At 63.9% G+C, this 25,714-nt stretch carries 20 protein-coding genes; 5 read left to right on the forward strand and 15 right to left on the reverse strand.

All coding sequences use genetic code 11. The annotated features are described in order from the left end of the window. Positions 1–10: 10 nt before the first annotated feature. The 6 genes from ACTYOL_RS09715 to ACTYOL_RS09740 form a co-directional block, all read right to left on the reverse strand. Positions 11–2,785: a malto-oligosyltrehalose synthase gene (locus tag ACTYOL_RS09715; protein WP_444757834.1), complete on the reverse strand. Its 2,775-nt coding sequence runs from the start codon at positions 2,783–2,785 to the stop codon at positions 11–13. Next, a complete protein-coding gene (gene malQ / locus ACTYOL_RS09720) occupies positions 2,782–4,851 on the reverse strand; it encodes a 4-alpha-glucanotransferase (protein WP_444757835.1) in 2,070 nt (689 codons plus the stop codon). Before malQ ends, ACTYOL_RS09715 begins: the two co-directional genes overlap by 4 nt. Continuing rightward, on the reverse strand, positions 4,848–6,590 hold the full coding sequence (gene treZ, locus ACTYOL_RS09725; RefSeq protein WP_444757836.1) for a malto-oligosyltrehalose trehalohydrolase: 1,743 nt from the start codon (positions 6,588–6,590) through the stop codon (positions 4,848–4,850). Before treZ ends, malQ begins: the two co-directional genes overlap by 4 nt. 15 nt (positions 6,591–6,605) lie before the next feature. Next, on the reverse strand, positions 6,606–8,165 hold the full coding sequence (glgA, locus tag ACTYOL_RS09730) for a glycogen synthase GlgA (RefSeq protein WP_197891378.1): 1,560 nt from the start codon (positions 8,163–8,165) through the stop codon (positions 6,606–6,608). Between the two features lie 444 nt (positions 8,166–8,609). Further along, on the reverse strand, positions 8,610–9,068 hold the full coding sequence (locus tag ACTYOL_RS09735) for an SgcJ/EcaC family oxidoreductase (protein ID WP_153773002.1): 459 nt from the start codon (positions 9,066–9,068) through the stop codon (positions 8,610–8,612). Between the two features lie 176 nt (positions 9,069–9,244). Beyond that, positions 9,245–9,412 (reverse strand): DUF6026 family protein, encoded by a 168-nt coding sequence (locus ACTYOL_RS09740; protein ID WP_226938273.1) that lies wholly within the window; start codon positions 9,410–9,412, stop codon positions 9,245–9,247. Positions 9,413–9,572: 160 nt separating this feature from the next. On the opposite strand from ACTYOL_RS09740, the gene gnd reads away from it, so the two are divergent. Together gnd and zwf are read left to right on the forward strand one after the other, a co-directional pair. Beyond that, positions 9,573–10,601, forward strand: coding sequence for a phosphogluconate dehydrogenase (NAD(+)-dependent, decarboxylating) (gene gnd / locus ACTYOL_RS09745; protein WP_256673967.1), 1,029 nt, complete (start codon positions 9,573–9,575; stop codon positions 10,599–10,601). Then, the gene (gene zwf / locus ACTYOL_RS09750) at positions 10,598–12,103 is read left to right on the forward strand and encodes a glucose-6-phosphate dehydrogenase (RefSeq protein WP_197891380.1); all 1,506 of its coding nucleotides are present in this window, start codon (positions 10,598–10,600) and stop codon (positions 12,101–12,103) included. The genes gnd and zwf overlap by 4 nt, the downstream gene beginning before the upstream one ends. A gap of 292 nt (positions 12,104–12,395) precedes the next feature. On the opposite strand, the gene ACTYOL_RS09755 is transcribed toward zwf, so the two are convergent. Beyond that, positions 12,396–12,773, reverse strand: a complete 378-nt coding sequence (locus ACTYOL_RS09755; RefSeq protein ID WP_054892351.1) for a glycine zipper domain-containing protein — start codon at positions 12,771–12,773, stop codon at positions 12,396–12,398. A gap of 75 nt (positions 12,774–12,848) precedes the next feature. Next, positions 12,849–13,028: a hypothetical protein gene (locus ACTYOL_RS09760; RefSeq protein ID WP_054892350.1), complete on the reverse strand. Its 180-nt coding sequence runs from the start codon at positions 13,026–13,028 to the stop codon at positions 12,849–12,851. Positions 13,029–13,252: 224 nt separating this feature from the next. On the opposite strand from ACTYOL_RS09760, the gene ACTYOL_RS09765 reads away from it, so the two are divergent. Beyond that, positions 13,253–14,398 carry a GGDEF domain-containing protein gene (locus ACTYOL_RS09765; RefSeq protein WP_197891541.1) on the forward strand — a complete coding sequence of 382 codons (1,146 nt, stop codon included), beginning with the start codon at positions 13,253–13,255 and terminating at the stop codon, positions 14,396–14,398. Positions 14,399–14,418: 20 nt separating this feature from the next. On the opposite strand, the gene ACTYOL_RS09770 is transcribed toward ACTYOL_RS09765, so the two are convergent. From ACTYOL_RS09770 to ACTYOL_RS09780, 3 genes are all read right to left on the reverse strand, one after another. Beyond that, positions 14,419–15,372 (reverse strand): ABC transporter substrate-binding protein, encoded by a 954-nt coding sequence (locus ACTYOL_RS09770; RefSeq protein WP_444757837.1) that lies wholly within the window; start codon positions 15,370–15,372, stop codon positions 14,419–14,421. 9 nt (positions 15,373–15,381) lie between these two features. Continuing rightward, the gene (locus ACTYOL_RS09775; protein ID WP_197891542.1) at positions 15,382–16,446 is read right to left on the reverse strand and encodes an LLM class flavin-dependent oxidoreductase; all 1,065 of its coding nucleotides are present in this window, start codon (positions 16,444–16,446) and stop codon (positions 15,382–15,384) included. Positions 16,447–16,624: 178 nt separating this feature from the next. Beyond that, on the reverse strand, positions 16,625–17,251 hold the full coding sequence (locus ACTYOL_RS09780; RefSeq protein WP_054892346.1) for a glutathione S-transferase family protein: 627 nt from the start codon (positions 17,249–17,251) through the stop codon (positions 16,625–16,627). A 266-nt stretch (positions 17,252–17,517) separates the two neighbouring features. Between ACTYOL_RS09780 and ACTYOL_RS09785 the strand changes: the two genes are divergently transcribed. After that, on the forward strand, positions 17,518–18,852 hold the full coding sequence (locus ACTYOL_RS09785) for an OprD family porin (RefSeq protein ID WP_063544244.1): 1,335 nt from the start codon (positions 17,518–17,520) through the stop codon (positions 18,850–18,852). Between the two features lie 105 nt (positions 18,853–18,957). Here the strand turns inward: ACTYOL_RS09785 and glsB are convergent, their stop codons facing one another. Both glsB and ACTYOL_RS09795 read right to left on the reverse strand, forming a co-directional pair. Next, complete coding sequence (gene glsB / locus ACTYOL_RS09790; RefSeq protein WP_153773007.1) at positions 18,958–19,878, reverse strand: glutaminase B; 921 nt, start codon at positions 19,876–19,878, stop codon at positions 18,958–18,960. A gap of 86 nt (positions 19,879–19,964) precedes the next feature. Continuing rightward, positions 19,965–21,938, reverse strand: a complete 1,974-nt coding sequence (locus tag ACTYOL_RS09795) for a DNA topoisomerase III (RefSeq protein WP_444758141.1) — start codon at positions 21,936–21,938, stop codon at positions 19,965–19,967. A gap of 249 nt (positions 21,939–22,187) precedes the next feature. On the opposite strand from ACTYOL_RS09795, the gene ACTYOL_RS09800 reads away from it, so the two are divergent. Next, the gene (locus tag ACTYOL_RS09800) at positions 22,188–24,038 is read left to right on the forward strand and encodes a polyurethane esterase (RefSeq protein WP_444757838.1); all 1,851 of its coding nucleotides are present in this window, start codon (positions 22,188–22,190) and stop codon (positions 24,036–24,038) included. 35 nt (positions 24,039–24,073) lie between these two features. On the opposite strand, the gene ACTYOL_RS09805 is transcribed toward ACTYOL_RS09800, so the two are convergent. After that, complete coding sequence (locus tag ACTYOL_RS09805) at positions 24,074–24,508, reverse strand: GNAT family N-acetyltransferase (protein WP_054892342.1); 435 nt, start codon at positions 24,506–24,508, stop codon at positions 24,074–24,076. After that, on the reverse strand, positions 24,501–25,667 hold the full coding sequence (locus tag ACTYOL_RS09810) for a ribosomal protein uL16 3-hydroxylase (protein ID WP_444757839.1): 1,167 nt from the start codon (positions 25,665–25,667) through the stop codon (positions 24,501–24,503). The genes ACTYOL_RS09805 and ACTYOL_RS09810 overlap by 8 nt, the downstream gene beginning before the upstream one ends. Between the last annotated feature and the right edge of the window lie 47 nt (positions 25,668–25,714).

Consider the following 25,714-nt stretch of genomic DNA (forward strand, 5'->3'; position numbering starts at 1 on the left):
CTCCTGAAGTTCATGCATGTTCAATCAACAGGTTGAGCGGAAAATCCGACAGCACATCGCTCAGCATCAGCTCCCTAGAAGGGCTGACAGCGGTGTGTGCGAAAAGTCCCTTGCAAGTGGCAGGCGACAAGGCAAACGGCAAAACAAGCCGGGTATCGTCCCAGTTCTGTGCCGGGATAAGGGGTATCGGGGCTGCGCCCAGCAAGGTGCTGGCCAGCCGTGGCGCGATGACGATGGCACGCTCGCCCTCACCGAGGCGGGCAAAGGCCAGCACCTTGTCAGCGTGTCGACCCTGGGCGTTGAGCGGCAGGTAGGCACCGCGCAGGAACAGCTCGGGATGCGCTCGGCGCAGGTCCAGCACGCGGGCGATCAAGGCCTGCTTGATGCGCCCGTCGCGCCAGTGTTCGAGCAGTTCGGCCTCGGGCAGGCTGTTGTCCAGGCTGGCACGTCTTGCCGGGTAGTCCACTGGGCGGCGGTTGTCCGGGTCGACCAGGCTCAAGTCCCAGTATTCGTTGCCCTGGTACAGGTCGGGCACACCGGGTGTGGTCATGCGCAGCAGGCACTGGACCAGGCCGTTGAGGGCGCCCGGGCAGGCGATGCGGGCCACGGCGTCGGCGAGCGAGTGACGCAGTTGCTGGTTTTCGCTGTCGAGCAGGAGGCCATCGAGGTAGCGGGCGCAGGCCTGTTCGTAGCGCTCGTTGGGGGCGGCCCAGCTGCTGCGCAGCTTGGCTTCGCGCAGGGCTTTCTGCTGCCACTGGCGCACACGTTCGGCAAAGTGCTCCAGGCCCTGCGGGTCATCACGGCCTAGCGCCAGGGGCCAACTGGCGAGCAGGGTCTGGAACAGCAGCAACTCGTCGCCGGGGCTCGGTGCCAGGCCGTCTTCGAGGGTTTCACGCAGCGGCTCGGCCAGTTCGCGCCAGTGCTCGACGCGGCTGGCGAGCCACTGGCTGTGTTCACTGAGCACCGCCAGGCGCGCGCGACAGTCTTCGCCGCGCTTGTGGTCGTGGGTGGCAGTGGCCAGCAGGTTATCCGGGAAGTCGCGCAGGCGGCGCTGCGCTTCGTTGTGGAACTGCGCAGGTGTGGCGCTGAAACGCTCGGCCTCGAAGCCCACGTCGTTGCGCGAGAGCAGGCGTGCGCTGCGGTAGAACGCCGTGTCCTCGACCGCCTTGGCGGCGCTGGGTGCGGTCAGTTGCTGGAAGCGTACGCACGCGTGGCGCAGGTGCTTGCGCGCGCGCCCGACAGGCAACTGGCGCCAGGGCTGTCCGCCGAGCCAGCGCTCGAGGTGGTCGAGCAACGGCCAGTCGGCTTCGCTGAGCGACTGCCGGGCGCCTTCCAGGGCGCGCTGGAAGAACGCCTCATCCTGCTCAGGGCGGCCACAGGCATTGATGTAGGTGCGGTACACCGAATAGTGCTCGACCAGCGCCTGCAGGGCACGGCGGATTGCGCCGAGGGTGAGGTCGCGGGTCATCAGGTCGTCGCGGGCGACCTGCAACAGCGCCTGGGCCACCGACTCGCAGTCACCGGCCAGGCTGGCATTGAGCACCAGGCGTCTTGCGACGCGCACTTCCTCGTCGAACGCGGGGCGCTCGCTGACGTTGTGCCAGAGCTCGGTCAACGGCGCTTCGCCGGCCGGATCGTGTTGCAGCAGCGAGACCTGGTTCATGAACTCGTAGCCGGTGGTGCCGTCGGTGAGCCAATCCTGGTGCAGGTGCTCGTCGGTACCGAGGATCTTTTCCACGTAGATCGGGAAATGTTCGAGTGCCGCTTCTGGCGGACGCAGGGCCAGCAAGTGATCGACACGGCGGCGCAGGTTGCGGCAGTAGCGCCGAGGGTCGGCCAGGCCGTCGATATGGTCGATGCGCAGGCCATCGACCAGGCCGCGAGCGATCAGCTCGAACAGCTTGGCGTGGGTCGCTTCGAACACCGTGGCCCGTTCCACGCGCAGGCCGCCCAGCTCGTTGATATCGAAAAAGCGCCGCCAGTTGATGTCGTCGGCGGCGGTGCGCCAACTGGCCAGGCGGTAGGTCTGGCGTTCGAGCAGCAGATGCAGGCGCTTGAAACCAGGCTCGCTGCGGCTGTCGAAGGCGGCCAGGGCCTGCTCCAGGTGGGCGCCGGTGCGTACCAGGCGGGCCAGTTCCGCCTGTAATGGCAGGGCCTCGGAAAGTGGGTCGGTGCAGTCGCTCAGGGCGCTGAAACGTGTGGCCAGCGCCTGCAACGAAGGATCATCGCTGTGGTTGAGAATCCGTCCGTAATCCAGCGGACAGATCGGGAAACGGTGCTCGTAGTGCTCGATCTGCAGCAACCCGTGCTCAGCGTCGAAGGTCAGCGGAATCTCGCCATTCTGCAGGGCAATACCATAGTCATTGCCCAGGAACGGCAGCAGCAACTGACCGGCCAGCAGCGGGTCGCTGGAGTGCCACTGGATATCGAAGAATTCGGCGTAGGGGCTGCGCCGTCCCCAGGCCAGCAGGCTCTGCCACCAGGGGTTGTCGGCACCGCCCACGGCCATGTGGTTGGACACGGTGTCGAGGATCAGCCCCATGCCGTGCTGGCGCAGCGCGGCCACCAGCCGCTGCAGCGCCGCTTCGCCGCCCAGCTCGGGATTGACCTGAGTCGGATCGACCACGTCGTAGCCGTGCCGAGAGCCGGCGCGGGCCTTGAGTATGGGCGACGCGTACAGGTGGCTGATGCCCAATTGGGCGAAGTAGGGCACTAGTGGCACGGCATCGTCGAGGGTGAAGTCGCTGTGAAATTGCAGGCGCTGGGTGGCGGTCAAGGGTTTCATCGGTCGCGCTCCCAGGCTTGTTCGCGCGCCTGCGCCAGCAGTTCCAGGCGGCGTGCGGCATCTTCGTCGTCGAGCAGTTCGGCAACCGGCAGGGCGAAGCGTCGGCGCCAGTTGGGGTGGCCGTCGGTGGTGCCGGGCAGGTTGGGTTGTTCGTCGCTGCCGAGCAGGTCTTCGAGCGGGACCAGCACGAGCGGTGCGCGGGTGTGGCCGACATAACGGATGGCGGTGTCGATCAAGGCGTCGTTATCCTTCAAAGGGCCATAGTTCGCTTCCAGGCTGCGGCGCAGACCGTGAATCTCCTGCTCGCGCTCATGCCGCCAATGCAGTTCGGTGGCGGCGTCGATCAGTTGCAGGCGGTGGTTCCAGTCGATGTCCCGTGCTCGCAGCCACCCGGCCAGCGGGGCGAGGTCGTGGGTGCCGGTGGTGGCCAGGGCGGTATCGGGCCAGTCGAGGATCGGCTTGAAGTGGCCGGGCGAGGTCTGCTCGAACGGCAGCACGCGCATGCCCAGCACGCCCTTGTCCGTCAGTTGCTCACGCAGCCCGGACGGTACGGTGCCGAGGTCTTCGCCGAGGATCACGGCCTGATGGCGTGCCGACTCGAGTGCCAGCAGGCGCAGCAGGTCTTCGACGGGGTAGTTCAGGTACACACCTTCGCTCGGCTTGGCACCGCGCGGGATCAGCCACAGGCGTCGCAGCCCCATAACATGATCGATGCGCAGGCCGCCGGCGTGGGCGAGGTTGGCCCGCAACATTTCGATGAAGGCTCGGTAGCCGTTGCGCTTGAGGCCCTCGGGCGAGAAGGCGCAGATGCCCCAGTCCTGGCCGGAGCGGTTGAGGATGTCGGGCGGCGCGCCGACCTTGAGTTCGGCCAGCAGTTCGTCCTGGCGGCTCCAGGCCTGGCTGCCGGCACCGTCGGCACCCACCGCCAGGTCAGCGATCAAGCCGATGCCCATGCCGTTGCTGCGCGCGGCATCCTGGGCGCGTTGCAGGCTGCGCTCGGTGAGCCATTGGCAGAAGGCATGAAACTCCACACGCGCCGGATAGGCCGCCGCCATGGCCTGCACTTCCAGCTCTTCGGGGCTGCGCCAGGCGTCTGGCCAGGCGCGCCAGTCGGCCCCCAGGCCTTGCTCCACGGCTTCGGCCTGCAGCACTTCGAAATGGCAATGGTGCTCCAGGGCTTGGCCAGCGGACTGGCGAAAGCTGTCGAAGTCCGGGCGCAGGGGATGTTCGCTCTGGCTGAAATCTGCATACAGCGCCTTGAGCAGCTTGTGCCGCACATCGGCCGCGCGTGGCCAGTCGACCAGCGACGTCTGCTCCAGGTCTTCGAGGCTCTGGGTCAGGCCCGCAGCCTCGGCCGCCATGCGCACCTCGCGCTCGCCGAGCAGTACCGAGGGGCTGGCGTAGAGCGTGTTGAGCAACAGGCGGCTGGACGGTGAGTAGGGGCTGAAGTGCTGTTGGTCGTACATCGACAACGCATGGATCGGGCTGATCGCCAGCGCATCGGCGCCTCGCTCTGCCGCACTGCGCGCCAGTTGCTCCAGGGCCAGGCAGTCGCCATAGCCACCGTCGCCGGGGCGGCGCAGGCTGTAGAGTTGCACGGCCAGGCCCCAGCGACGTGGCGGGGATTGCTCGCTTATGTCCTGCAGGCTGTGGCAACGCGGCGGCGCGACAGCGATGGTGAGCTTTCGGTCATCGATTTCCAGGCGGTGGTAGCCGGTAGGCAGTTCGCCGGGCAGTTGTGCCAGTGGGTCGAGGGTCAGCGCGTGCACGCTGCCGTCTTCCTGGGTGCAACGTACCTGGCTGTTCGGGCTGAACCAGCGTGCCAGGGCCAGCGGCTGGCCGAGGTCGGCAGTGAGCAGTGGCGGCAGGTGCTCGCTGTCGTCGAGCTGCTCCAGGGCGGCCAGGCTGCGCGCGATGGCAGCGTCATCCTCGGCCGGATGGCCAAGCTCTTGCAGGACCCGGCGCAGAGCCTCGTCAGATACCTGCTGGGGACGATCGTTGGCGTCTATCCAGTCGCGGGAAAGGCCCGCGCGGGCGGCGAGACGGTGCAGGGGCATTTCGCTCATGGCGTCTCCAGGCGAGAGGGAAGCAGGCTGACCACGCAGCTGTACGCGGCCAGGGTGGAGTCCGTATGGGCGTTGTCACTGCTGTCGAACAGGCGTGTATCCATGCCTGGCAAAGTAATGGGCTGCGCAGATGCGCCAAGGTTCAAATCGATGCGCAACTCGCAGCCGTCGCCCAGTCGCCAGCGGGCGCTGAGGGCTTTGTCGCCGAGCACTTCGACGCCCAGTGCGCGGCTGCCCACCAGGCGCGGGACGATCTCGCGATGGCGGATGTGCAGCAGTTGGTGATAGAGGCCGTGCCAGCCAGCGAGGACTTGTGTGTTGATCGGGCGTGAGGCTTCGAAGGTTTGCAGGGCGTTGGGGTCAGGTATGTGCGCGCGCTTCTCGGGGTCGGCGAAGGCTGCAAAGTGAGCGAACTCGCCGCGCCGACCTTCGCGCACGGCATCGGCCAGCTCATCGTGGAAATCGGTGAAGAACAGGAACGGCTGGCAACTGCCTTCTTCGTCCCCCATGAACAGTAGCGGGATCATTGGCGCCAACAGCAGCAGGCCGGTGGCGGCCCGCAGCGCCGTGGGAGGGCACAGGCGACTGAGGCGCTCGCCCAAGGCGCGGTTGCCGATCTGGTCGTGGTTCTGCAAGAACAGTACGAAGGCACTCGGTGGCAAGTGAGCGCTGGGCTCGCCACGGGGTGTGCCATGGCGGTTAAGCTCACCCTGAAACACGAAGCCTTCGCTCAGGCACCGGGCCAGTTGCTCGATCGGGCGGTCCTTGTAGTCGGCGTAGTAGCCTTCGGTCTCGCCCGTGAGCAGCACGTGCAGGGCGTTGTGGCCGTCATCGTTCCACTGCGCGTCGAAGCCTTGCTCGAGCAGCGCCGCTTGGTTGTGTTCGTTCTCCAGCACCAGCCACACTTCGCGGCCCGGCTCGACAGCGGCGCGTACGCGGCGGGCCAGTTCGATGAGGAAGTCCGGTTGGTCGATGGCGTGCACGGCATCCAGGCGCAGCCCATCGAAGCGGTAGTCGCACAGCCACATCAGGGCGTTCTGGATGAAGAACTCGCGCACTTCTGCGCGGCGAAAGTCGATGGCGGCGCCCCAAGGCGTCTGGCGGTCTTCGCGGAAGAACCCGCTGGCGTACTTCGGCAAGTAATTGCCGTCAGGGCCAAAGTGGTTGTAGACCACATCAAGCATCACCATCAGCCCGTGGCCATGGGCCTGATCGATGAGTGCGCACAATTGCTCCGGGCTGCCGTAAGCATTGTGTGGGGCGAAGGGCTGGGCGCCGTCGTAGCCCCAGTTACGCTCGCCGGGGAACTGGTTGATCGGCATCAGCTCGATGGCGGTGATGCCCAGTTCTGCCAGGCGTGGCAGGTGCTGGGAAACGCCTGCATAGCCGCCGAGCAGGCCCACGTGCAGTTCCTGGATCACCGCCTCGTGCCATGGGCGGCCTCGCCAGAGGTGCTTCCAGCCGTAACGCTGGGGATCGACGACTTCACTGGGGCCGTGCACGCCGTCAGGCTGGTAGCGCGACGCCGGGTCGGCCACCTGCAGGTGGCCGTCGATCCTGAAATGGTAGCGATCACCCGCCTGGCAGGGGGCGATGCCGATAAACCAGCCATCCTCTTCGGGCAGCAGCTCGACAGACGGCTGCCGCTCGATTTCCACGCTCACGTTGCGCGCATCCGGCGCCCAGAGGGCGAAGCGCGTCGACGTGGCGTCCAGTTGCTGTGCGCCATGCCTGTGCATCTTCGTAGCCCTCGTTCAGTAGTGGCGGCTATGTGCCTGGCAGACCAGTTCCTCATAAAGGCGAGCGTAGGGTTCCACCGCCTGGCACCAGTTGAACGGTTGAGTCATCGACAGGCACCGCATGGCGTTGAGCAGATCTTTCTTGCCGTGTACGTAGAAGGCGCGGTTCAGGGCTTCGCGGTAGCTCTCGGGGCTCGATTCGTTGAACAGGAAACCCGTGACGCCATCTTCGATGGTGTCGGCCAGACCGCCGGTATTGCGCGCCACCGGCAGTGAGCCGAAACGCTGTGCGTACATCTGGCTCAAGCCGCACGGCTCGTAGCGCGAGGGCATCAGCAGAAAATCGCTGCCGGCGAACATGCGTCGGGCATCGGTTTCGTTGAAGCCGATGCGCACGCCGATGCGGCCCGGATGGCGCAGGGCCAGATCGCGCATGGCCTGTTCTTCCTCCGGCTCGCCACGGCCGATGATCGCGATTTGTCCGCCCTGGCGGACGATGTCGTCGGCCACGCTCAGCGTCAGGTCCAGGCCTTTCTGGTAGACCAGGCGCGAGACCACGGCGAACAGAGGCCCTTGGCACGGCTCCAGGCCGAACAGCTCGCGGACCTGCTCGGCATTGCGGGCCTTGCCTTCCCAGTCGTTGATGCTGAAGTTGTGCACCAGGTGCGAGTCGGTGGCCGAATCCCAGCTCTCGTCAATGCCATTGGGGATGCCGCCTAGCAGGCCTTGCTGGGCCTTGCTTGCAAGAAAACCGTCGAGGCCGCAGCCGAACTCGGGCGTGGTGATCTCCCGGGCGTAGGTGGCACTGACCGTGGTGATGTGGCTCGAGTAGGCAAGCCCGGCCTTGAGGAACGACAGCTTGCCGTAGAACTCCATGCCTTCCTGCTGCATGGCATGGTCGGGAATGGCCAGCTCCGGGCTGCAGCCTCGGCTGTAGACACCCTGGTACGCGAGGTTGTGGATGGTGAACAAGGTCGGTGTGTTCAGGCCGCGCCAGTGCATGTAGGCAGGCGCCAGACCGGCTGGCCAGTCATGGGCGTGCACCAGATCGGGGCGCCAGTGCGCCATTGCATCGCCTGCGGCGATCTCTGCGGCGGCCAGGCCCAGGCGGGCGAAACGGATATGGTTGTCGGGCCAGTCACGGCCATTGTTGGCACCATACGGGGTGCCTTCGCGCTCGTACAACTCGGGGCAGATCAGCACGTAGATGACCAGGCCATCCGCCAGGTCCATGCGTCCGATCTTGCACGGCGGAAGCGCAGCATGGCCACCGAGTTCGCCGACGATGTGAATGGGGTTGTCGCTGTCGACCACCTGCGGATAACCCGGAATCAAGACCCGCACATCGTGCAGGTGTGACAGCGCCCTGGGCAGGGCTGCGGAGACATCGCCCAGGCCGCCTGTCTTGACCAGGTCGGCGATTTCGGAGGTGACGAACAGCACCTTGCGCTTGTGCGGATTGTTGCGGCGCGTGGTAGCGGGTGCCTTGCCTGTCGTGGCGAAGCCAGGTGCAACAGGCTCGCGATTTTCCAGGTTGAATGATTCTGCGTGAGGCTCGACAGCGGCACTGATCATACTTCTCTCCGTCCCTTGTTCATGCGGGTGCTGGCACCCGTTGCGTTTATCTCGTGTCTGTTCTCGCTTTGACTTTCAGCATCTTCGTAGTGCATTCCTTGCCCCATGGTCGTGCGCGCAGGCACAGCGCGAGCGGCATTCCGGCCGAACAGGCGCCTGGACAGTGTGGGGTGGGCGGGCTGACGCGTGAGGAAGTCCCTTTGCGCGGCCTACTTACTTCCTGACCTACCCGTGTTTTGGAAAGTTCGACTTGATTGCGTCACTGGTTTCGGAGCAAAACACGGGCCGAATCCTCAGTGTAGGGGACGAAAGGTAGGTGGGGTGACCCATTGGTCACTATTTGCGCGACCGTTGATCTGCGCAAACGTTGGCGCGCTGGAGCCGCGGCAACGCAGTGTTGCTGCGGCGGATCAGGCACCCGCTGAACGAGGAGGGCGGGCCGTGTCAGGTGGTTGGCAGCAGCGAAGAATGATGGTGGTTGATCAGCCACTGCTGGCCGTCCCAGCGGTAGGTAAAGGTGTAGCGCGCAGCGACCTGTTGCCCGGTCTTGGCGAAGTTGAAGGTATATAACCCGGTCAGTGTGGCTTTGTTGCAGGTCTGGCTCAGGTGATGGGTATCGAGCTTGCCGGAGGGCTGGTCGGCGAGGAAATGCTTGAAGTAGTCGAGGCGCTCGGCGGTAGTCAGGCGTGGGATTTTCGATACGGTCGGCAGCAGGACTGCATCGTTTTCGTACAAGTTGGCCACCTGCTCTGGATCGCCGCTGCGCAGGCTGTCGTTCCAGCGCTCGAATAGCGCCACGGCTTGTTTCTCGTCGAGTGGTTGGCACGGCTGGGGCGCAGCGTGGGCGTGCAGGCTGAGGCTCCCCAGCAACGCGAGCGGGAGCCAGTGGATCATTTTATTCATGGGCGTCTTCTACGCGGAGCAGGCACCGGAATGGGCCTGCGGCGTCGCTCAATCTAGGTAGTCTTGGATCGAGCCCATATAGGCACACGCGTCTACCTTTGAAGGTGTTTTCGCTATGCAGCAGACGGGTACGTCAGGGCGCCGCGCACGCAGGGGCTGCGCGGCGCGGCGAAAGGTCAGAGGCCGGCAGCCTTGCTGCCCAGGCGCGCCTGTTCGAGCAACAGGTTCAGCTCTGCCACCTGCTGGCGCAGTTGATCGCGCTCGTCCTTCAATTGGCGCAATTCGTCGCGGCGCACAGTGACATAGAGGGTCTGGGGGGGAGTGGCAGGCATGTAGGTACCCAAGAGAACACCTCGCAGTTTGGCTGGTGACAGTAACAAGCGTAGACGCTTCGTGCGGCGCGCATTCTGAATTCTTTCCCTGTCCTTGGGAACTTTTTTGTTTATGGTGGTCACGCCGTTCGTCGGTGAACCCTCGTGCGGTACGCTGGACTAACCTGAACACCTGAATCGCGTTCGTCATCCATTTTCGCAAGGGGAGCATCGGCACATGCAACTGGGAATCGTCGGGCTGGGCCGCATGGGCGGCAATATCGCAAGACGGCTGATGCGCGCAGGCCACCAGACCGTGGTACACGATCGCAACCGTGATGCCGTCAGCGCTCTGAGCAGCGAGGGCGCCCTGGGCGCCCATGACCTGGGCGCGCTGGTACAGAAACTCAAGGCGCCACGGGCGGTCTGGGTCATGCTGCCGGCGGGCGAGCCCACCGAGCAGACCATCACCCAGCTCGCCGAGCTGCTCGAGCCAGGCGATGCGATCATCGATGGCGGCAACACCTTCTACAAAGATGACATGCGCCGCGCCGCCCATCTGTCAACGCGTGGCCTGCATTATCTGGACGTAGGCACGTCCGGTGGTGTCTGGGGCCTGGAGCGGGGCTATTGCATGATGATCGGCGGCGAAAAGGACGTGTTCGAACGGCTGGAGCCGCTGTTCAAGGCGCTGGCGCCGGGCGTGGGTGACATTGCGCGCACCCAGGGTCGCACGGGTGAGCATGGGCGTGCCGAGCATGGCTACATTCACGCCGGCCCGCCCGGTGCCGGGCACTATGTGAAGATGGTGCACAACGGTATCGAGTACGGCTTGATGCAGGCTTATGCCGAAGGTTTCGACCTGCTGCGCAGCAAGGGCGGCACCGAGTTGCCCGAGGACCAGCGTTTCGATCTGAACGTGGCGGAGATCGCCGAAGTCTGGCGGCGCGGCAGTGTGGTCACTTCGTGGCTGCTCGACCTCACCGCCGATGCGCTGGTCGCCGATCCGCAGCTGGCCCAGTTCAGCGGTTCGGTGTCCGACAGCGGTGAAGGGCGCTGGACCATCGATGCGGCAGTCGAGCAGGCGGTACCGGTGCCGGTGTTGTCCAGCGCGTTGTTTGCCCGTTTCCGTTCACGCCAGCAGCAAGGCACCTTCGGCGACAAGGTGCTGTCTGCCATGCGCCTGGGCTTCGGTGGCCATGTCGAGAAGAAGGGTTCATGAGCAAACAGACGATTCCCGCCGCGCCGCCTTGCACGCTGTTCCTGTTCGGCGCCAATGGCGACCTGGTCAAGCGTCTGCTGATGCCGGCGCTGTACAACCTCAGCCGTGACGGTTTGCTGGACCGCAACCTGCGGATTGTCGGGGTCGATCATAACCAGGCCAGCGCCGAGCAGTTCGCCGAGCGCCTGCACGACTTCATGATCGAGCGCGACAAGGGCGGCGAGGGCGCAGGCAAGTGTCTGGACGAAGGGCTGTGGTCGCGCCTGGCCAAGCGCCTGGACTACCAGACCGGCGACTTCCTGAACCCTGCGACCTATTCGGAGATCGGCAAGCGCATCGCCAAGACCCGTCACGGCAACGCCATCTTCTACCTGGCCACTTCGCCGCGTTTCTTTCCTGAGGTGGCCCAGCGCCTGGGCGAGGCGGGCTTGCTCGACGAGTCTGCGGGCGGCTTTCGCCGGGTGGTGGTGGAAAAGCCATTCGGTACCGATCTTGCCAGCGCCGAGGCGCTCAACGCTTGCCTGCTCAAGGTGATGAGCGAGCGGCAGATCTATCGCATCGACCATTACCTGGGCAAGGAAACGGTGCAGAACATTCTGGTCAGCCGCTTCTCGAATGGCCTGTTCGAATCGTTCTGGAACAACCACTACATCGATCACGTGCAGATTACTGCCGCCGAGACCGTCGGGGTCGAGACGCGTGGCGCGTTCTACGACAATACCGGTGCCTTGCGTGACATGGTGCCCAACCACCTGTTCCAGTTGCTGGCGATGGTCGCCATGGAGCCACCGGCGGCCTTCGGTGCTGACGCTGTCAGGGGCGAGAAAGCCAAGGTGATCGGTGCCATCCGCCCATGGTCGCAGAAAATGGCGCTGAAGAACTCGGTGCGGGGGCAGTACGTGGCGGGCAAGCAGGGCCGCAAACGGATGGCCGGTTATCGCCAGGAGCACAATGTCGACACGCGCAGCCGCACCGAAACCTACGTCGCGCTCAAGGTGATGATCGACAACTGGCGCTGGGCGGGCGTGCCGTTCTACCTGCGCACCGGCAAGCGCATGAGCGTGCGCGACACCGAAATCGCCATCTGCTTCAAGCCTGCACCTTACGCGCAGTTTCGCGAGTCGGAGCTGGAGCGGCCCAAGCCCAACTACCTGAAGATTCAGATTCAGCCCAATGAAGGCATGTGGTTCGATCTACAGGCCAAACGCCCCGGGCCTGAACTGGTGATGGAGAACGTCGAGCTGGGTTTTGCCTACAAGGACTTCTTCAAGATGACCCCGGCGACCGGTTACGAAACCTTGATCTACGACTGCCTGACCGGAGACCAGACGTTGTTCCAGCGGGCCGACAATATCGAGAATGGTTGGCGTGCGGTACAGCCTTTCCTCGACGCCTGGGCCAGTGGTGGCGAAGTGCACGAGTACGAGGCGGGGGAGGATGGGCCCGAGGCCGGCAATGAATTGCTGAGCCGGGACAAGCGCGAGTGGCACCGCCTGGGCTGAAAGACGGCTGAGTAGAGGCCAGCCCAATCCCTGTGGGAGCGGGCTGGCCTTTAGATTTTGAGCAAGACAGTTGCTCCTAAAAAAGCAGCGCGGGTCCCTGTGGGAGCGGGTTTACCCGCGAAAAAGACACCGCGCTGCCTGGCACGGGCTATGCCCGTGTTCGCGGGACAAGTCGGGGCGCCGAACCGCCGCTCCCACAGGATACTTTGCAGCCAGTAGATAGGGCTGGCCTTTAGATTTTGAACAAGACAGTTGCTCCTGCAGGGCAGTTGCTCCTGCAGGAGTGCGTCAATCAGTGGCGACGGTGCTTCTTGTTCTTGTCGCCCAGGTGGTTGCCGATCGCACCACCGGCCGCGCCGCCAAGGCCTGCGCCGATGGTCGAGCCATTGCTGCCGCCAAGTTTGGCACCCACCAGCGAGCCGCCGGCTGAACCCAGGCCACCGCCGATGGCCGCTTCGGTGCGGTTGCCCTTGCGTGCGCCAACGGCGCTGCCGGCTGCGCCACCCAGGCCTGCGCCGATGGCGGCGCCCGTGCTGCCGCCGATCTGCTTGCCGACGACGTTGCCCAAGGCGCCACCCAGGCCGCCACCAATGGCTGCGGTGCCGTCACCGGCGAACGCTCCCTGGCACAGCAGCAGGCCCAGGGCGAGGGAAGGCAGAGTCAGACGCATGATTTCATGAACCTCGAAGGAATCATCAGGATTGGATGCCGCAGGCGTGCGGCGGACAGGGATTGGAGAGACGCTTCAGCGGTAATAACGGTCACGGTAGCGGCGATCGTCGTCATCGCGATCATCGCGGTGATGATGACGGTGACGATCGCGGTCGCCGTCACGCCAGCCATCGTCATCATGGTGACGATGGCTGTGGCAACCGGCGAGCAGCACGACAGCGGCGATCAGCGAAAAACTGGCAAGGCGTGGCATGGCGATGGAAATCCTTGATCCGCAACGGTTTACGGGATAACTGCTGAGACCGGTGAGGATTCATTTGGTTTCAAAGTGGCACAAAATATTACCGCGCCAGGGATAGGCGGCGTGTCTGCGGGCTGCTGTTCTGTCCCGTTGGGTCATGGTCGCGGGCCTGCACGGCTCCTAGACTGTCAGGCAGGCCGCGATCAAGACGGCCATCTGCCACACGGTGAATCATGATGATCGCCCATACTCCTACGCTGTTCGCTGCGGTCGCGCTGGTGGCGACGATCCTGGCTTTCTGTCTGTTGCTGGTCGGGCAGTTCAATCGAGGCGACAACCTGCTGCTGACCGGCTGTGGACTGTTGGCCCATGCCTTGGCCTATGTCTGTTACACGTTGTTCGGCCATGCGCCTCTGTGGGTGAGCTATGTCTTGGCCAACAGCCTGCTGTCATTGGCGTTGGCGTTCTATTCGGCGAGCCTGTTCCGGGTGCGCGAGCGCCCCGTGCCGTGGCGGCCGATCTTCGCCATTCCGCTGTTGATGCTGCTGGGCTTGATCTCGCTGCTCGAGACGGTGGAGCCGCGCATGCTGCTGGCGGCCCTGGTGCTGATGTTGCAATGCGTGTTGATTCTCTACTGGGCCCGTCAACGGGCCCTGCACAAGGGCAGGGCACACCTGCTGCTGGTGATCGGTGCCGGCATCAGCCTGGTGGGGCTGGGCATGCGGGTGGTTGCCGTGCTGGCGGGCACGGCGCAGGAGATGCGCTACGACACCAGCAACCTCAAGCAGACGGTGTCGGTGGCGATCGGCACGGCCACGGTGATGATGTATTCCATTGGCCTGGTGTTGATGGCCAAGGAGCGCAGCGAATCGCGCTTGCAGCACCTTGCCGGACACGATGTGCTGACCGGCACGGGCAATCGGCGCGCCATCCTCGAACGTTTCGAGTTCGAGCTGGAGCAGGCGCGCGCGGCGCAGTACAGCTTGGCCGTGGCGATGATCGATATCGACCATTTCAAGCGTATCAACGATGTGCACGGCCATCTGGCGGGGGACGAAGTGCTGTGCCACTGCGTGCGTCAATTACAGCAGCGGCTGCGCGAAGGCGATAGCCTGGGGCGCTATGGCGGTGAGGAATTCCTGCTGTTGTTGCCGCGAACCGAGGGCGAGGGTGCCCTGGCGGCGTTGAACGGTCTGCGCGAAGCCATCGCGAGGAATCCGGCACGCTTCGCCGGGCTGGAGATCGAGCTGTGCTTCAGCGTCGGGCTCTGGTGCGGTGTGCCGGGGGAGGATGACACCCCGGCACGGCTGATCGCCAAGGCCGACGCCGCCTTGTACCTGGCCAAGGCGGGCGGGCGCAATGCGGTGCGGCTGGCGGCTTGATCCTTCGTGCGCCCGGCAGCTTACTGGCTGAACGCGCCGTCGAACGACGTGTCGATGATCGCGCGGGTGTCCAGGGGCTTGGGCAGCGTGCCGGTCTGCACAAGGAAGTCGGCAGTATCCTGGTAGTCCTTCGCCGCCTGCGCATCGACCGGGCTCACGCTCATGTCGGCCTGACCAATCCAGTGACGCGAGACACTTTGGTCGAGGTTGGCTTTCTTGGCCCAGAGGTCGGCATAAGCTTCCTTGTGCTCACCGACCCAGGCCCGGGCTTTTTGCAGGCGGCCCAGGAAGTCTTCGATGGCGGCGTGCTTGCTATCGATCGAATCGTTGCGCGCAGCGATGCTGCTCAAGCCAGGCATCAGGCCCTGGGCGGTGACCAGCTTGCGCGCGCCGGAGAACACGATCTGTTGCGAGATGTAGGGTTCCCACACCGGGAAGGCATCGATGCTGCCCTGCGGCAGCGCGGCGGCGGCATCGATTGGCATCAGTTTGACGAACTCGACGTAGTCATGCGGCAGGCCGGCCTTGTCCAGTGCGCGCAAGGTCAACTGTTGGCTCCAGGCGCCGGGCCAGTAGGCGACCTTCTTGCCCTTGAGGTCGGCAATGGTCTTGGCGGGGGAGTCCTTGGGCACCAGCAGGGCGATGGTGTCGAGGTTCTGCCGTGAGACGCCGATCAGCTTGACGGGCGCCCCTTTGGCAGCCAGGAACAGAAAGCCCGAGTCGCCGAGAAAGCCGATGTCCAGGCCACCGGCCTCCAGCCCTTCGGCCACCGGTGCGGCCGACTGGAAGTGCTTGAACTCGACCTTGTAGGGTGCATCCTTGAGTGCCCCGGAGGCTTCCAGCGATGCGCGCACGTTGTAGTAGTTCTGGTCGCCGATGCGCAGAGTGACCTGCTCGGCGGCGATGGCCTGCGCCAGCGGGGTACCAAGGAACAGGCCGGCGAGGGTGACTCGGATCAGGTGTGACAGTTTCATGGGGTTTCCTCAGCTGGCCTGGCGTGTATCCAGGCGTTCGATCTGGTGATGGATGGCGGGGATCAGGGTCTTGCCGTATTCGATGGTGTCGTTCAATGGGTCGAAGCCGCGGATCAGGAAAGTCGACACGCCGAGCTTGTAGTACTCGCCCAACGCCTGGGCGACCTGCTCGGGGGTGCCGACCAGCGCGGTGGAGTTCCAGCGCGCCCCAGTCAGACGGGCAACGCCCATCCACAGGCGTTGATCGAGCACTTCGCCCTGTTGCGCGGCGGCCAGCAGACGCTGCGACCCGACGTTCTCGGGCTGGTGGTCGTGCAGCGGCAAACCGAGTTTCTGGCGTGCATCGCGGACCTGCTCGAGGATCTCGGCGGCGCGCTTCCAGGCGGCCTCCTCGGTATCGGCGACGATGGGGCGGAACGACACCGAGAAGCGCGGGGCGCGCTGTTGCACAGCGGCGGCCTGGCGGACCTTGGCGATATGCTCGGCGACGGCGGCCAGGGGTTCGCCCCAGAGCATGTAGGTGTCGGCATGTTGCGCTGCGACCCGCACCGCGGCATCCGATGAACCACTGAAGTAGATCGGGATATGCGGGCGCTGCACGGTCCTTATGGCGGGCGAGGCGGCGTTGAAACGGTAGAAGTCGCCGGCGAAGTCCACCGGTTGTTCGGCGGTCCAGATTGCCTTCAGGGCATCGAGGTATTCGCCGGTGCGCGCATAGCGGTGATCGTGGTCGAGGAAATCGCCATCGCGTTGCAGGTCCTGGTCATTGCCACCGCTGACCACGTTCAGCGCCAGGCGGCCCTTGCTGAATTGATCGAGGGTCGCCAGTTGCCGCGCTGCCAGGGGCGGGCTGATCACCCCTGGGCGGTAGGCCAGCAGGATGCCCAGGCGTTCGGTGGCAGCGACGGCGAACGAACTGACCACTGCGCCTTCCGGCCCGTTGGAAAAATAGCCGACCAGGATGCGGTCGAAACCGGCCGCTTCATGGGCTTGGGCGAAGCGACGCACGTAGTCCGGATCGACCGCATCTCCCGTGGGTTGGTCGACCTCCGAACCGGGCGAGGCGGTGATCATGCCGAGGATTTCGACGCTCATTGCTGGGTTCCTTTGCTGGGACAAGGTTGCCTGGCGTTGAGCGGTTTAGAAGAAAACGAGCTGGCCGGGCTTCTTCTTAGAATCTAACGGCCAGCTGTAAATGATGGAAATTCATTTTTTGCATATTCTAATATGCAAAATAATGTTATTGCCCTGGTCAGGGCGTTCCGTTTCTGCCGTGCAGCCGATAGCCTTCCCGCTCGCTCAGGCGCGCGTAGTAGTCAGCCACTGCAGGCAGGTGCGGGTGCTCGAACGGTGTCTCGAACCAGCGGTTTACCGACAACCCGATTGGAATGTCTGCCAGGGAGAACGCCTTGCCGGCAACATAGGCGCCAGTCTTTGCCAACTGTTGGTCGAGGATCTGCATATGTCGCGACCATTCGCTGATGCTGGCATTGAGCGCCTGTTCATCCTGATGCGCAGCTGACTGCCTGACCAGCGCCATGAAGGCGTAGCTCCAGGAGCGATTGAGATCGCTGGCCTGCCAGTCGATCCATTGATCGACACGCGCTCTGGCCACTGCGTCGGCCGGGTAAATCCCTGCCGCTTGCCCATAGCGGTTGGCGAGATAGCGAATGATGGTATTGGACTCCCACAGCGTAAGGTCGCCGTCCTGGATTACCGGGACCATGGCATTGGGGTTCAGGGCCAGGAATTCAGCGGTTTGGGTGGGCTGGAAACCTGAACCCCAGTCTTCGCGGTGGAATGGAAGGTCGATTTCGGCGCAGGTCCACAGCACCTTGCGCACGTTGATGGAACTCGCCTTACCCAATATTCGCAGCATGTCATCATCCTTTTTGCTGAGCAGCCGAAACAGCGGTGTGCTGTAGCGTCCAAGCGTATCTGTAAAAGCCCTGCCTGAGGTCATGGCACTGAAACCTTTCTCCCTGCCGATAGTGGTTTTTTGCTAGCATTCGGTTCCTATAGCACAATCGAATAAAAATCTTTTGCGATTGTTGTTAAAGTAATAACGCGTGACGTTCAAACGTATCGAAACTCGGCCCTCGCGTTCAGCGAGAGGCCTATAAGAAAAGCTAGAAAGGAGCACACATGTACAAATGCACACTGCCAGTGGCCGTTGCACTGGCCAGCTTGTCGCTGGGGGCGCAGGCGGCAGGTTTCGTGGAAGACAGCAAGGCTTCGGTCACTGCGCGCAACTTCTACATCAACTCTGACAACCGCAATGGCACTGCCAACCCGTCGAAGCAGGAAGAGTGGGGCCAAGGCTTCATCTTCAACTTCACATCCGGCTACACCCAGGGCACCGTTGGCTTCGGCGTAGACGCCATCGGCCTGACCGGTTTCCGTCTGGATTCGGGCAAGGGTACCCACTACAACCCGACTAGCACCGCCAAGGGCGGTACTGTGTTCCCGACCGATTCCGATGGCCGCGCCGTTGACGACTTCAGCAGCCTGGGCGTAACCGGCAAGGTCAAGATCTCCAAGACCGAAGCCAAGCTCGGTGTACTGCAGCCCAAGCTGCCAGTAGTCACCTACAACGACGGTCGTCTGTTGCCGCAAACGTTTGAAGGTGGCCAGATCACCTCCAACGAGATCGACAACCTGACCCTGATCGGCGGCAAGCTCGAGCATGCCAAGGGCCGTAACAGCACCAACATGGAATCGCTGACCATTGCCGGCTCCAACGGCAACCCGGCCACCGCCACCTCCAACCGTCGCAGCAACGCCTTCTACTACGCCGGTGCCGACTACAAGCTGAGCAAGGACCTGCTGCTGCAGTACTACTACGGCAACCTGGACGACTTCTACAAACAGCACTTCCTGGGTCTGACCCACAACCTGGCGCTGCCAGTGGGTTCGTTGAAGTCCGACCTGCGTTACTTCTACAGCGATTCCGATGGCAAGAACGCCAGCACCGAAGGCCGCCTGGCTGGCTATCGCGCATCGGGCTACCAGAACAACGGTGAAGTGGACAACCGCACCTGGAGCGCCAAGTTCACCTACTCGCTGGGCAGCCACGCGCTGAGCGCCGGTTACCAGCGTGTCAACGGCACCAGCGACTTCCCATTCCTGAACCAGGGCGACGGTGCAAGTGCCTACCTGATCACCGACGTGCAGATCGGCAAGTTCCTGCGTGCCGGCGAGCGCACCTGGCTGGCGCAGTACGCCTACGACTTCGCCGCTCTCGGCGTACCCGGCCTGACCGCCAACGCCATCTACCTGAAGGGCACCAACGTCAACTCGGCGGGCTCGGACCGTTCGGAGTGGGAGCGTGACTTCAGCCTGGCCTACGTCGTTCAGGAAGGTACCTTCAAGGGCCTGGGCCTGCAGTGGCGTAACGCTGCGCTGCGCACCGACGTATCGGGCCAGCGTGACCAGGACGAAAACCGCCTGATCGTGAGCTACACCTACAACTTCTTCTGACATCGGGTCAGCCCGGCTACGGGTAGTTGTAGTAAAACAAACCCCACCAGGGACCGCCCTGGTGGGGTTTGTTTTTCAAGGTGCGCTGCGATTGAAGCGTCAGGCCTACAGCACCGCGGAAAACACCGAGCCGGTGATCCGCTCGCTGAGCAGCTCCAGTGCCCGCAGCCCCGCCAGTGAGTTACCCGAGGCGTTCAGTGCAGGCGACCACACGCAGATGCTGTAGCGCCCCGGCACTACCGCGACAATGCCGCCGCCCACTCCGCTTTTGCCCGGCAGGCCCACGCGATAGGCGAAGTTACCCGCCTCGTCGTACAGCCCGCTGGTGGCCATGATCGCATTCACCTGTTGCGCCTGGCGCGGGCTGAGCACGTGCTCGCCGCTGTGCGGGCAGTAGCCGCTGTTGGCCAGGAAGGCAAAGCCACGGGCGACATCGACGCAATTCATCGATAGCGCACAATGATGGAAGTAGCTGCGCAGCACGGCGTCGACATCGTTGTGGAAGTTGCCGAACGCTTGCATCAGGTAGGCCATGGCGGCGTTGCGGGCGCGATGCTGGTATTCGGAGTCGGCCACGACCGGGTCGCTGACGATGCGTGGGTTGGCTGCCAGGCGGCGGACGAAGTCGCGCATCGACAAGGGCGGGGTGGCATAGCGCGACTGGTTGATGTCGCAGATCACCAGCGCGCCGGCATTGATGAAAGGATTGCGTGGGCGACCTTTCTCCACTTCCAGCTGTACCAGCGAGTTGAACGCCTGCCCGGAGGGCTCGTAGCCCAGGCGCGACCAGATATCCTCACCACTGTGGTTGATCGCCTGGACCAGGCTGAAGACCTTGGAGATGCTCTGGATCGAGAAGGGCGTATAGGCATCCCCGGCGCAATGCAGCTGGCCGTCCAGGCTCTGTACGGCGATGCCGAGTTGTTGCGGGTCGACCTGGGCGAGGGCGGGGATGTACTGGGCGACCTGGCCCTGGCTGAGCAGCGGGCGGACCTGATCGAGGATTTCTTGCAGTAATGCTTGCATGGGGGCCTGCGCGGAGCGGGTTCAGGGTTTGTATGCTGTACAAGACGAGCGTTGGCGAGGCGGCGACACACCCCAGGATGTGATCGTCAGCTGGACTTCCCCGCAGGCCGTCTTGGAGATTTGCTTGCACGAGGTGCGGCTTTGCTGCCGGCGGTTTTGCCCTTACCGCTGCTGCGGCGTTTTTTCTTCCAGGGTGCACCTTTGCCACCGGCAGCGAGGGGCGGGCCGCTGATGGTCAGGCGCATTCCCGCGCAGCGTTGCACCAGCTTGCCCATCCAGGCCGACTGCCGGGTGACGAACTCTTCCAGGCTCATTTCGCCACTTTGAACCATGTCCAGTGCCTGTTCCCAGATCGCAGTGGTGCCGGGGTCGGCGATGGCCCGTGGCACGGCGTCGATCAGGCTGAAGGCCGCGGGGGTGGCGGACAGTGCCTTGCCGTGCTTGACCAGGTAGCCGCGGTCGAGCAGGCCCTGGATGATGCTGGCCCGGGTCGCTTCGGTACCGATGCCGGTGGTTTCCTTGAGCTTCTGCTTGAGCTGCGGGTCGTCGACCAGTTTGGCGACGTTCTTCATCGCCTTGATCAGGTCGCCCTCGGTGAAAGGCTTCGGTGGCTGGGTCCACAGGTCTTTCAATTGCAGGTCCTGGACCCTGCAGTCGTCGCCTTCGCGCAGTTGCGGCAGGACTTGCGCGGGTGGCGCTTCGCGTCCCTTGGTTGGGGTCAGTGCCTCGGGCAGGGCGCGGCGCCAGCCGGGTTCGACGATCTGCTTGCCCACTGCACGCAGGGCGTGCCCGGCACAGTCCAGTTCGGCCTGGGTGCGGTCGTACTCGTGATTGGGCAGGAACTGCGCCAGGTATCGCGCCCGGATCAGGGTATAGACCGCTTTGTACTTGGGTGGCAGGCGCGCAGGATCGCTGGCGGCGGCGGTGGGGATGATGCCGTGGTGGGCGCTGACCTTGGCGTCGTTCCAGGCACGGGAGCGGCGGTGTGGCTCCAGATGCGCCTGCAAGGGGGCGAGGCTCGTGTCGGCGCGTTGCAGGGCGGCGAGAACGGCGGGCGCCTCGGCGTGCTGGCTGAGCGGCAGGTAACCACAGTCGCTGCGCGGGTAGGTGATCAGCTTGTGGGTTTCGTAGAGCGCCTGGGCGATGTCGAGGGTTTCCTGGGCGCCGAGGCCGAACTTCTTCGAGCACAGTTCCTGCAAGGTGCCGAGGTCAAAAGGCAAGGGTGCGGCCTCGCGCACACGATCGGTCTGTACCTTGAGCACTTGTGCGCTACCTGCGCCCTGCATCTGGGTGGCGGCCTGCTGGGCGATTGCCTGGTTCAGGCAACGGCCCTGATCGTCGCAGGTGTCTTGTGGTGCACGCCATTGGGCGTTGAAGACCTGGTCCGAATGCGCTAGCTGCACCTCGATCGCCCAGTAGGGAACTGGTACGAAGTCGGCGATGCTGCGGTCGCGGTCGACCACCAGGCGCAGTGTCGGTGTCTGTACCCTTCCTACCGGCAGCACGCCTTGATAACCGGACTGGCGACCAAGCAGGGTGAACAGGCGGCTCATGTTCATGCCGATCAACCAGTCGGCCCGCGAGCGACCAAGGGCCGAGTGATAGAGGCTGAAGGTTTCGCTGCCGGGGAGCAGGCGGGCCAGCGCCTTGCGGATCGAGGCGTCATCGAGCGCGGAGAGCCACAGCCGCTGGATCGGCCCGCGGTAGCGGCAATGCTCGACCAGTTCGCGAGCGATCATCTCGCCTTCACGGTCGGCATCGGTGGCGATCACCAGCTCCCGGGCTTCGCTGAGCAGACGCTTGACCGCCTTGAACTGGCTGGCGGTCTTGGGTTTGACCAGCATTTTCCATTTTTCCGGAATGATCGGCAGATCATCGAGCGACCAGCGTTTGTAGCGTGCGTCATAACTGTCGGGCGGTGCGGTTTCGAGCAGGTGGCCGATACACCAGGTGACGCAGACATCAGTGCCTTGCCAGCAGCCGTCGGCCTTGCGGTTGGCACCCAGTACCTTGGCGATGTCTTTTGCCTGAGAGGGCTTTTCACAGAGAAAAAGGCGCATGGCCGTGAACGCTTCATCGAGGTTGATGGCGACTAGGATGCGCAAGACAGCGCGTGCAGGCAAGATTTATCTGTATGCATGTACAGGTTATTGCCAGGAAATATGTCCGCAGGTTTGGCATGAATGCCCCGACATCGGGCTTGGATGACCGGCCGGTACCGTGCCAGCGTTGTCGTTCGCCTGCCAGATGTGTCAATGGACGATGTCGCTTGTGGGCCTTCACTCCAATCACAACAAGGAAGTCGGATCATGCCTTTGTTCGATTACCGTCAGCTCGACGGTGCTGCCTCCTACGCGCTCTACAAGGATGCCATGGCCCTGGCGGTCTATGCCTATCATGGTATCGACGACGGTTTCTCTGCTGGCTACCAGAAGCACGGCTTCGGCCTCGGGTTGCCGGCAACCTTGGTCAAGGCTCTGATCGGTGGCACCGACAGCCAGGGCGTGATTCCCGGCATCCCCTGGAATCCCGACTCCGAGGCCAAGGCCCTGGCGCAGGTCAAGGCGGCTGGCTGGACGCCAATCAGCGCCGCACAGTTGGGTTACCAGGGCAAAACCGATGCGCGTGGCACCTTCCATGGCGAGGCACCGGGCTACACCTCGGCGCAGGTCGAGGTGCTCGGCCGTTATGCCGGCGATGGCCAGCTTATTGGCCTCGGTATCGCCTTTCGTGGCACCAGCGGCCCGCGGGAGAATCTGATTGGCGACACCCTCGGCGATGCCATCAACGACCTGCTGGCAGCGCTGGGGCCAGCCGACTACTCACGCAACTACGCCGGTAATGCCTTCGACCGCCTGCTGGGCGATGTCGCGACGTTCGCCAGGGCCCACGGCTTGTCAGGTGCCGATATCACCGTCAGCGGCCACAGCCTTGGCGGGCTGGCGGTCAACAGCCTGGCCGACCTCAGTGCTTCGCGATGGGGCGGCTTCTACCAGGATGCCCGCTATGTTGCCTTCGCCTCGCCCACGCAGGCTGCCGACCCCGACAAGGTGCTCAATATCGGTTACGAGAACGATCCTGTGTTCCGTGTGCTCGACGGCACGGCGCTGACCTGGGCGACCCTGGGCGTGCACGATGCCGCCAAGCCCTCGACCACTGACAACATCGTCAATTTCAATGACCACTACGCCTCCGACGCGTGGAACCTGCTGCCGTTTTCCATCGGCAATATCGCCACCTGGCTCTCGCACCTGCCGGCAGCCTACGCCGATGGCCTGGGTCGGGTAGTGGATTCGCCGTTCTACCCCTGGACCAGCCGGGACTCGACCGTGGTGGTCAGCAACCTGTCCGACGCCACCCGTGGCTCGACCTGGGTAGAGGACCTCAATCGCAACGCCGAGCCGCACATTGGCAGTACCTTCATTGTCGGTTCGGCCCAGGACGACCTGATCCGCGGCGGGCGCGGCAACGACTACCTGTATGGCGGTGCCGGCAATGACACCTTCCGCGACGACGGCGGTTTCAACCTGATAGACGGTGGCGCCGGGCATGACACCCTGCATCTGGGGGATGCGCTGGCGCGCTTCTCGATAGCCCGGGATGGCGAGGGCACGCTGTATGTGCGTGATGCCGAGGGTGGGATCAGCCAGGTGCGCAATGTCGAGGCGCTGGTGAGCAAGGAAAGCAGCCTGGTGTTCTTCAGCAAGGACGTCAGTCACGCAGTGACCGTCAATGGGCTGCTCAGCAGCGGCAAGCTGGATCCCTACGCCCTGTCGGTCAGCGGCGGACAAGGCAATGATCAGTTGGTGGCCGGCAACCAGGGCCAGTGGCTGTTCGGCCTGGGTGGCGATGATCGTCTGGTGGGTGGGGCAGGCGACGATGTGCTGGTGGGCGGTGCCGGGAATGATGTGCTCAGTGGCGGCGGTGGACGAGACACCTTTCTGTTCAGCGGGCACTTCGGGCAGGACCGGGTGCTGGACTTCACCGGGCAGGACCGGTTGGTGTTCATGGGCGTCGAAGGCGGGACGGCAGCGCCGGATTGGCGTGACCACCTGAGTCGGGCGGGGGATGACCTGGTGCTGTCGTTCGGGCGCGATAGCGTGACGTTGGTGGGGATTGCGGGGCAGGAGCTTGGGGATGGGCAGATCGTGATTGCCTGAGCAACGGAGGGGCCGGCAGTGCCGGCCCCTTCCGATCAGGCGATCTCGCGCGAATCGCGGACCATGTCCACGTGCGGGATGCCGGCCTCGAGGAACTCTTCGCTGACCACCTTGAAACCCAGGCGCTCATAGAAGGGTGTGGCATGTACCTGGGCGCTGAGCATCTGCTGCTTGAGGTCACGGTTCTGCGCTTCGATGATGACCGCATTCATCAACGCGTCACCGACTTTCAGACCACGCCAGTCCTTGAGCACCGACACTCGACCGATGGTGCCGTCTGGCAACAGGCGCGCGGTGCCGATCGGGTAGTCACCTTCCATGGCCAGGAAATGGACCGCGGTCGGATCTTCGGCATCGAACTCCAGCTCTGGCGGCACGTGCTGCTCGGCGACGAATACCGCGCTGCGGATACGATGGATATCGGCGTTGTCTTTATGCCAGTCGGCGAGGCGAACGCGGATCTTATTCATTGGCAAATCCCAGGCTTCCTTGTTGAACCAACTGGCAGACAAGCGTGAGGCCTTCTTCGTCTTCCAGCCACTCTACAAGGTTTTCGCTGTGCAGGGCGTCGGCTGAACAAATCAGTTGCAAAAGAGCACGCAGATGACCGGACAGCAGGCGGCTCTGGCCGCTGGCGAACAGCAGCAGGTTGTCGTCGACGTCCGACCAGGCCAGGCGTGCGCTCGGGTTGCGCACCAGGATCGCGCCCTGTTCGAGATAATTGATCAGCTCTTCTTCGCTCAGCGCCTCGCCTGCCACCTGCTCGGGGTAGCGCGGCTCGGTCATGAACTGGCCGAACCAGGTCAGCAGCAGGCGCTCGTCACCCATGTGCTCGGCCAACAGGGCCTTGAGGCGGTCGAGGGCGTCGTGCTGGATCTGGTGTGGGTCGCTGACAGGTTGGGCGTCGGCGTCGCTGTAGCGCTCTTCGTCAGGCAGGAACTGGCTGAGGAAGTCGGTGAAGTGGGTCAGCACTTCGGCAGCGCTTGGGGCGCGGAAGCCGACCGAGTAGGTCAGGCAGTCGTCCACGGCCACACCGTAGTGGGCCAGGCGCGGCGGCAGGTAGAGCATGTCGCCCGGCTCAAGGGTCCATTCGTCGCTCTGCTCGAAATCGGCGAGGATGCGCAGGTCGGCGTGTTCGATCAGCGGGCTGTCGCTGTTGCACATCTGGCCGACTTTCCAGTTGCGCTTGCCATGGCCCTGCAGCAGGAATACGTCGTAGTTGTCGAAGTGCGGACCGACGCTGCCACCGGGGGCGGCAAAGCTGATCATCACATCGTCGATACGCCAGCTGGGCAGGAAGCGGAAGTTCTCCAGCAGCTCGGCCACCTCCGGAACGAACTGGTCCACGGCTTGGACCAGCAGGGTCCAGTCACGCTCGGGCAGGGTGGCGAAGGTGTCTTCCTCGAACGGGCCGCGGCGCAGCTCCCATGGGCGTTCGCCGTGCTCCAGCACCAGGCGCGATTCGACCTCTTCCTCAAGGGCCAGCCCGGCCAGCTCGTCCGGATCGATCGGGCTTTCGAAGTCGGTGAAGGCCTGGCGCACCAGCAGGGGCTTCTTCTGCCAGTAGTCGCGCAGGAATTCACGAGCGGTGAGGCCGCCAAGCAGCTGCAGTGGAGTATCAGGATTCATGTTCAACCTATTGAAAAAACGTAATTTTCGTCCGGGAATAAAAACGC

The sequence above is a fragment of the Pseudomonas sp. A014 genome (assembly GCF_052378495.1).
GTDB lineage: Bacteria > Pseudomonadota > Gammaproteobacteria > Pseudomonadales > Pseudomonadaceae > Aquipseudomonas > Aquipseudomonas machongensis.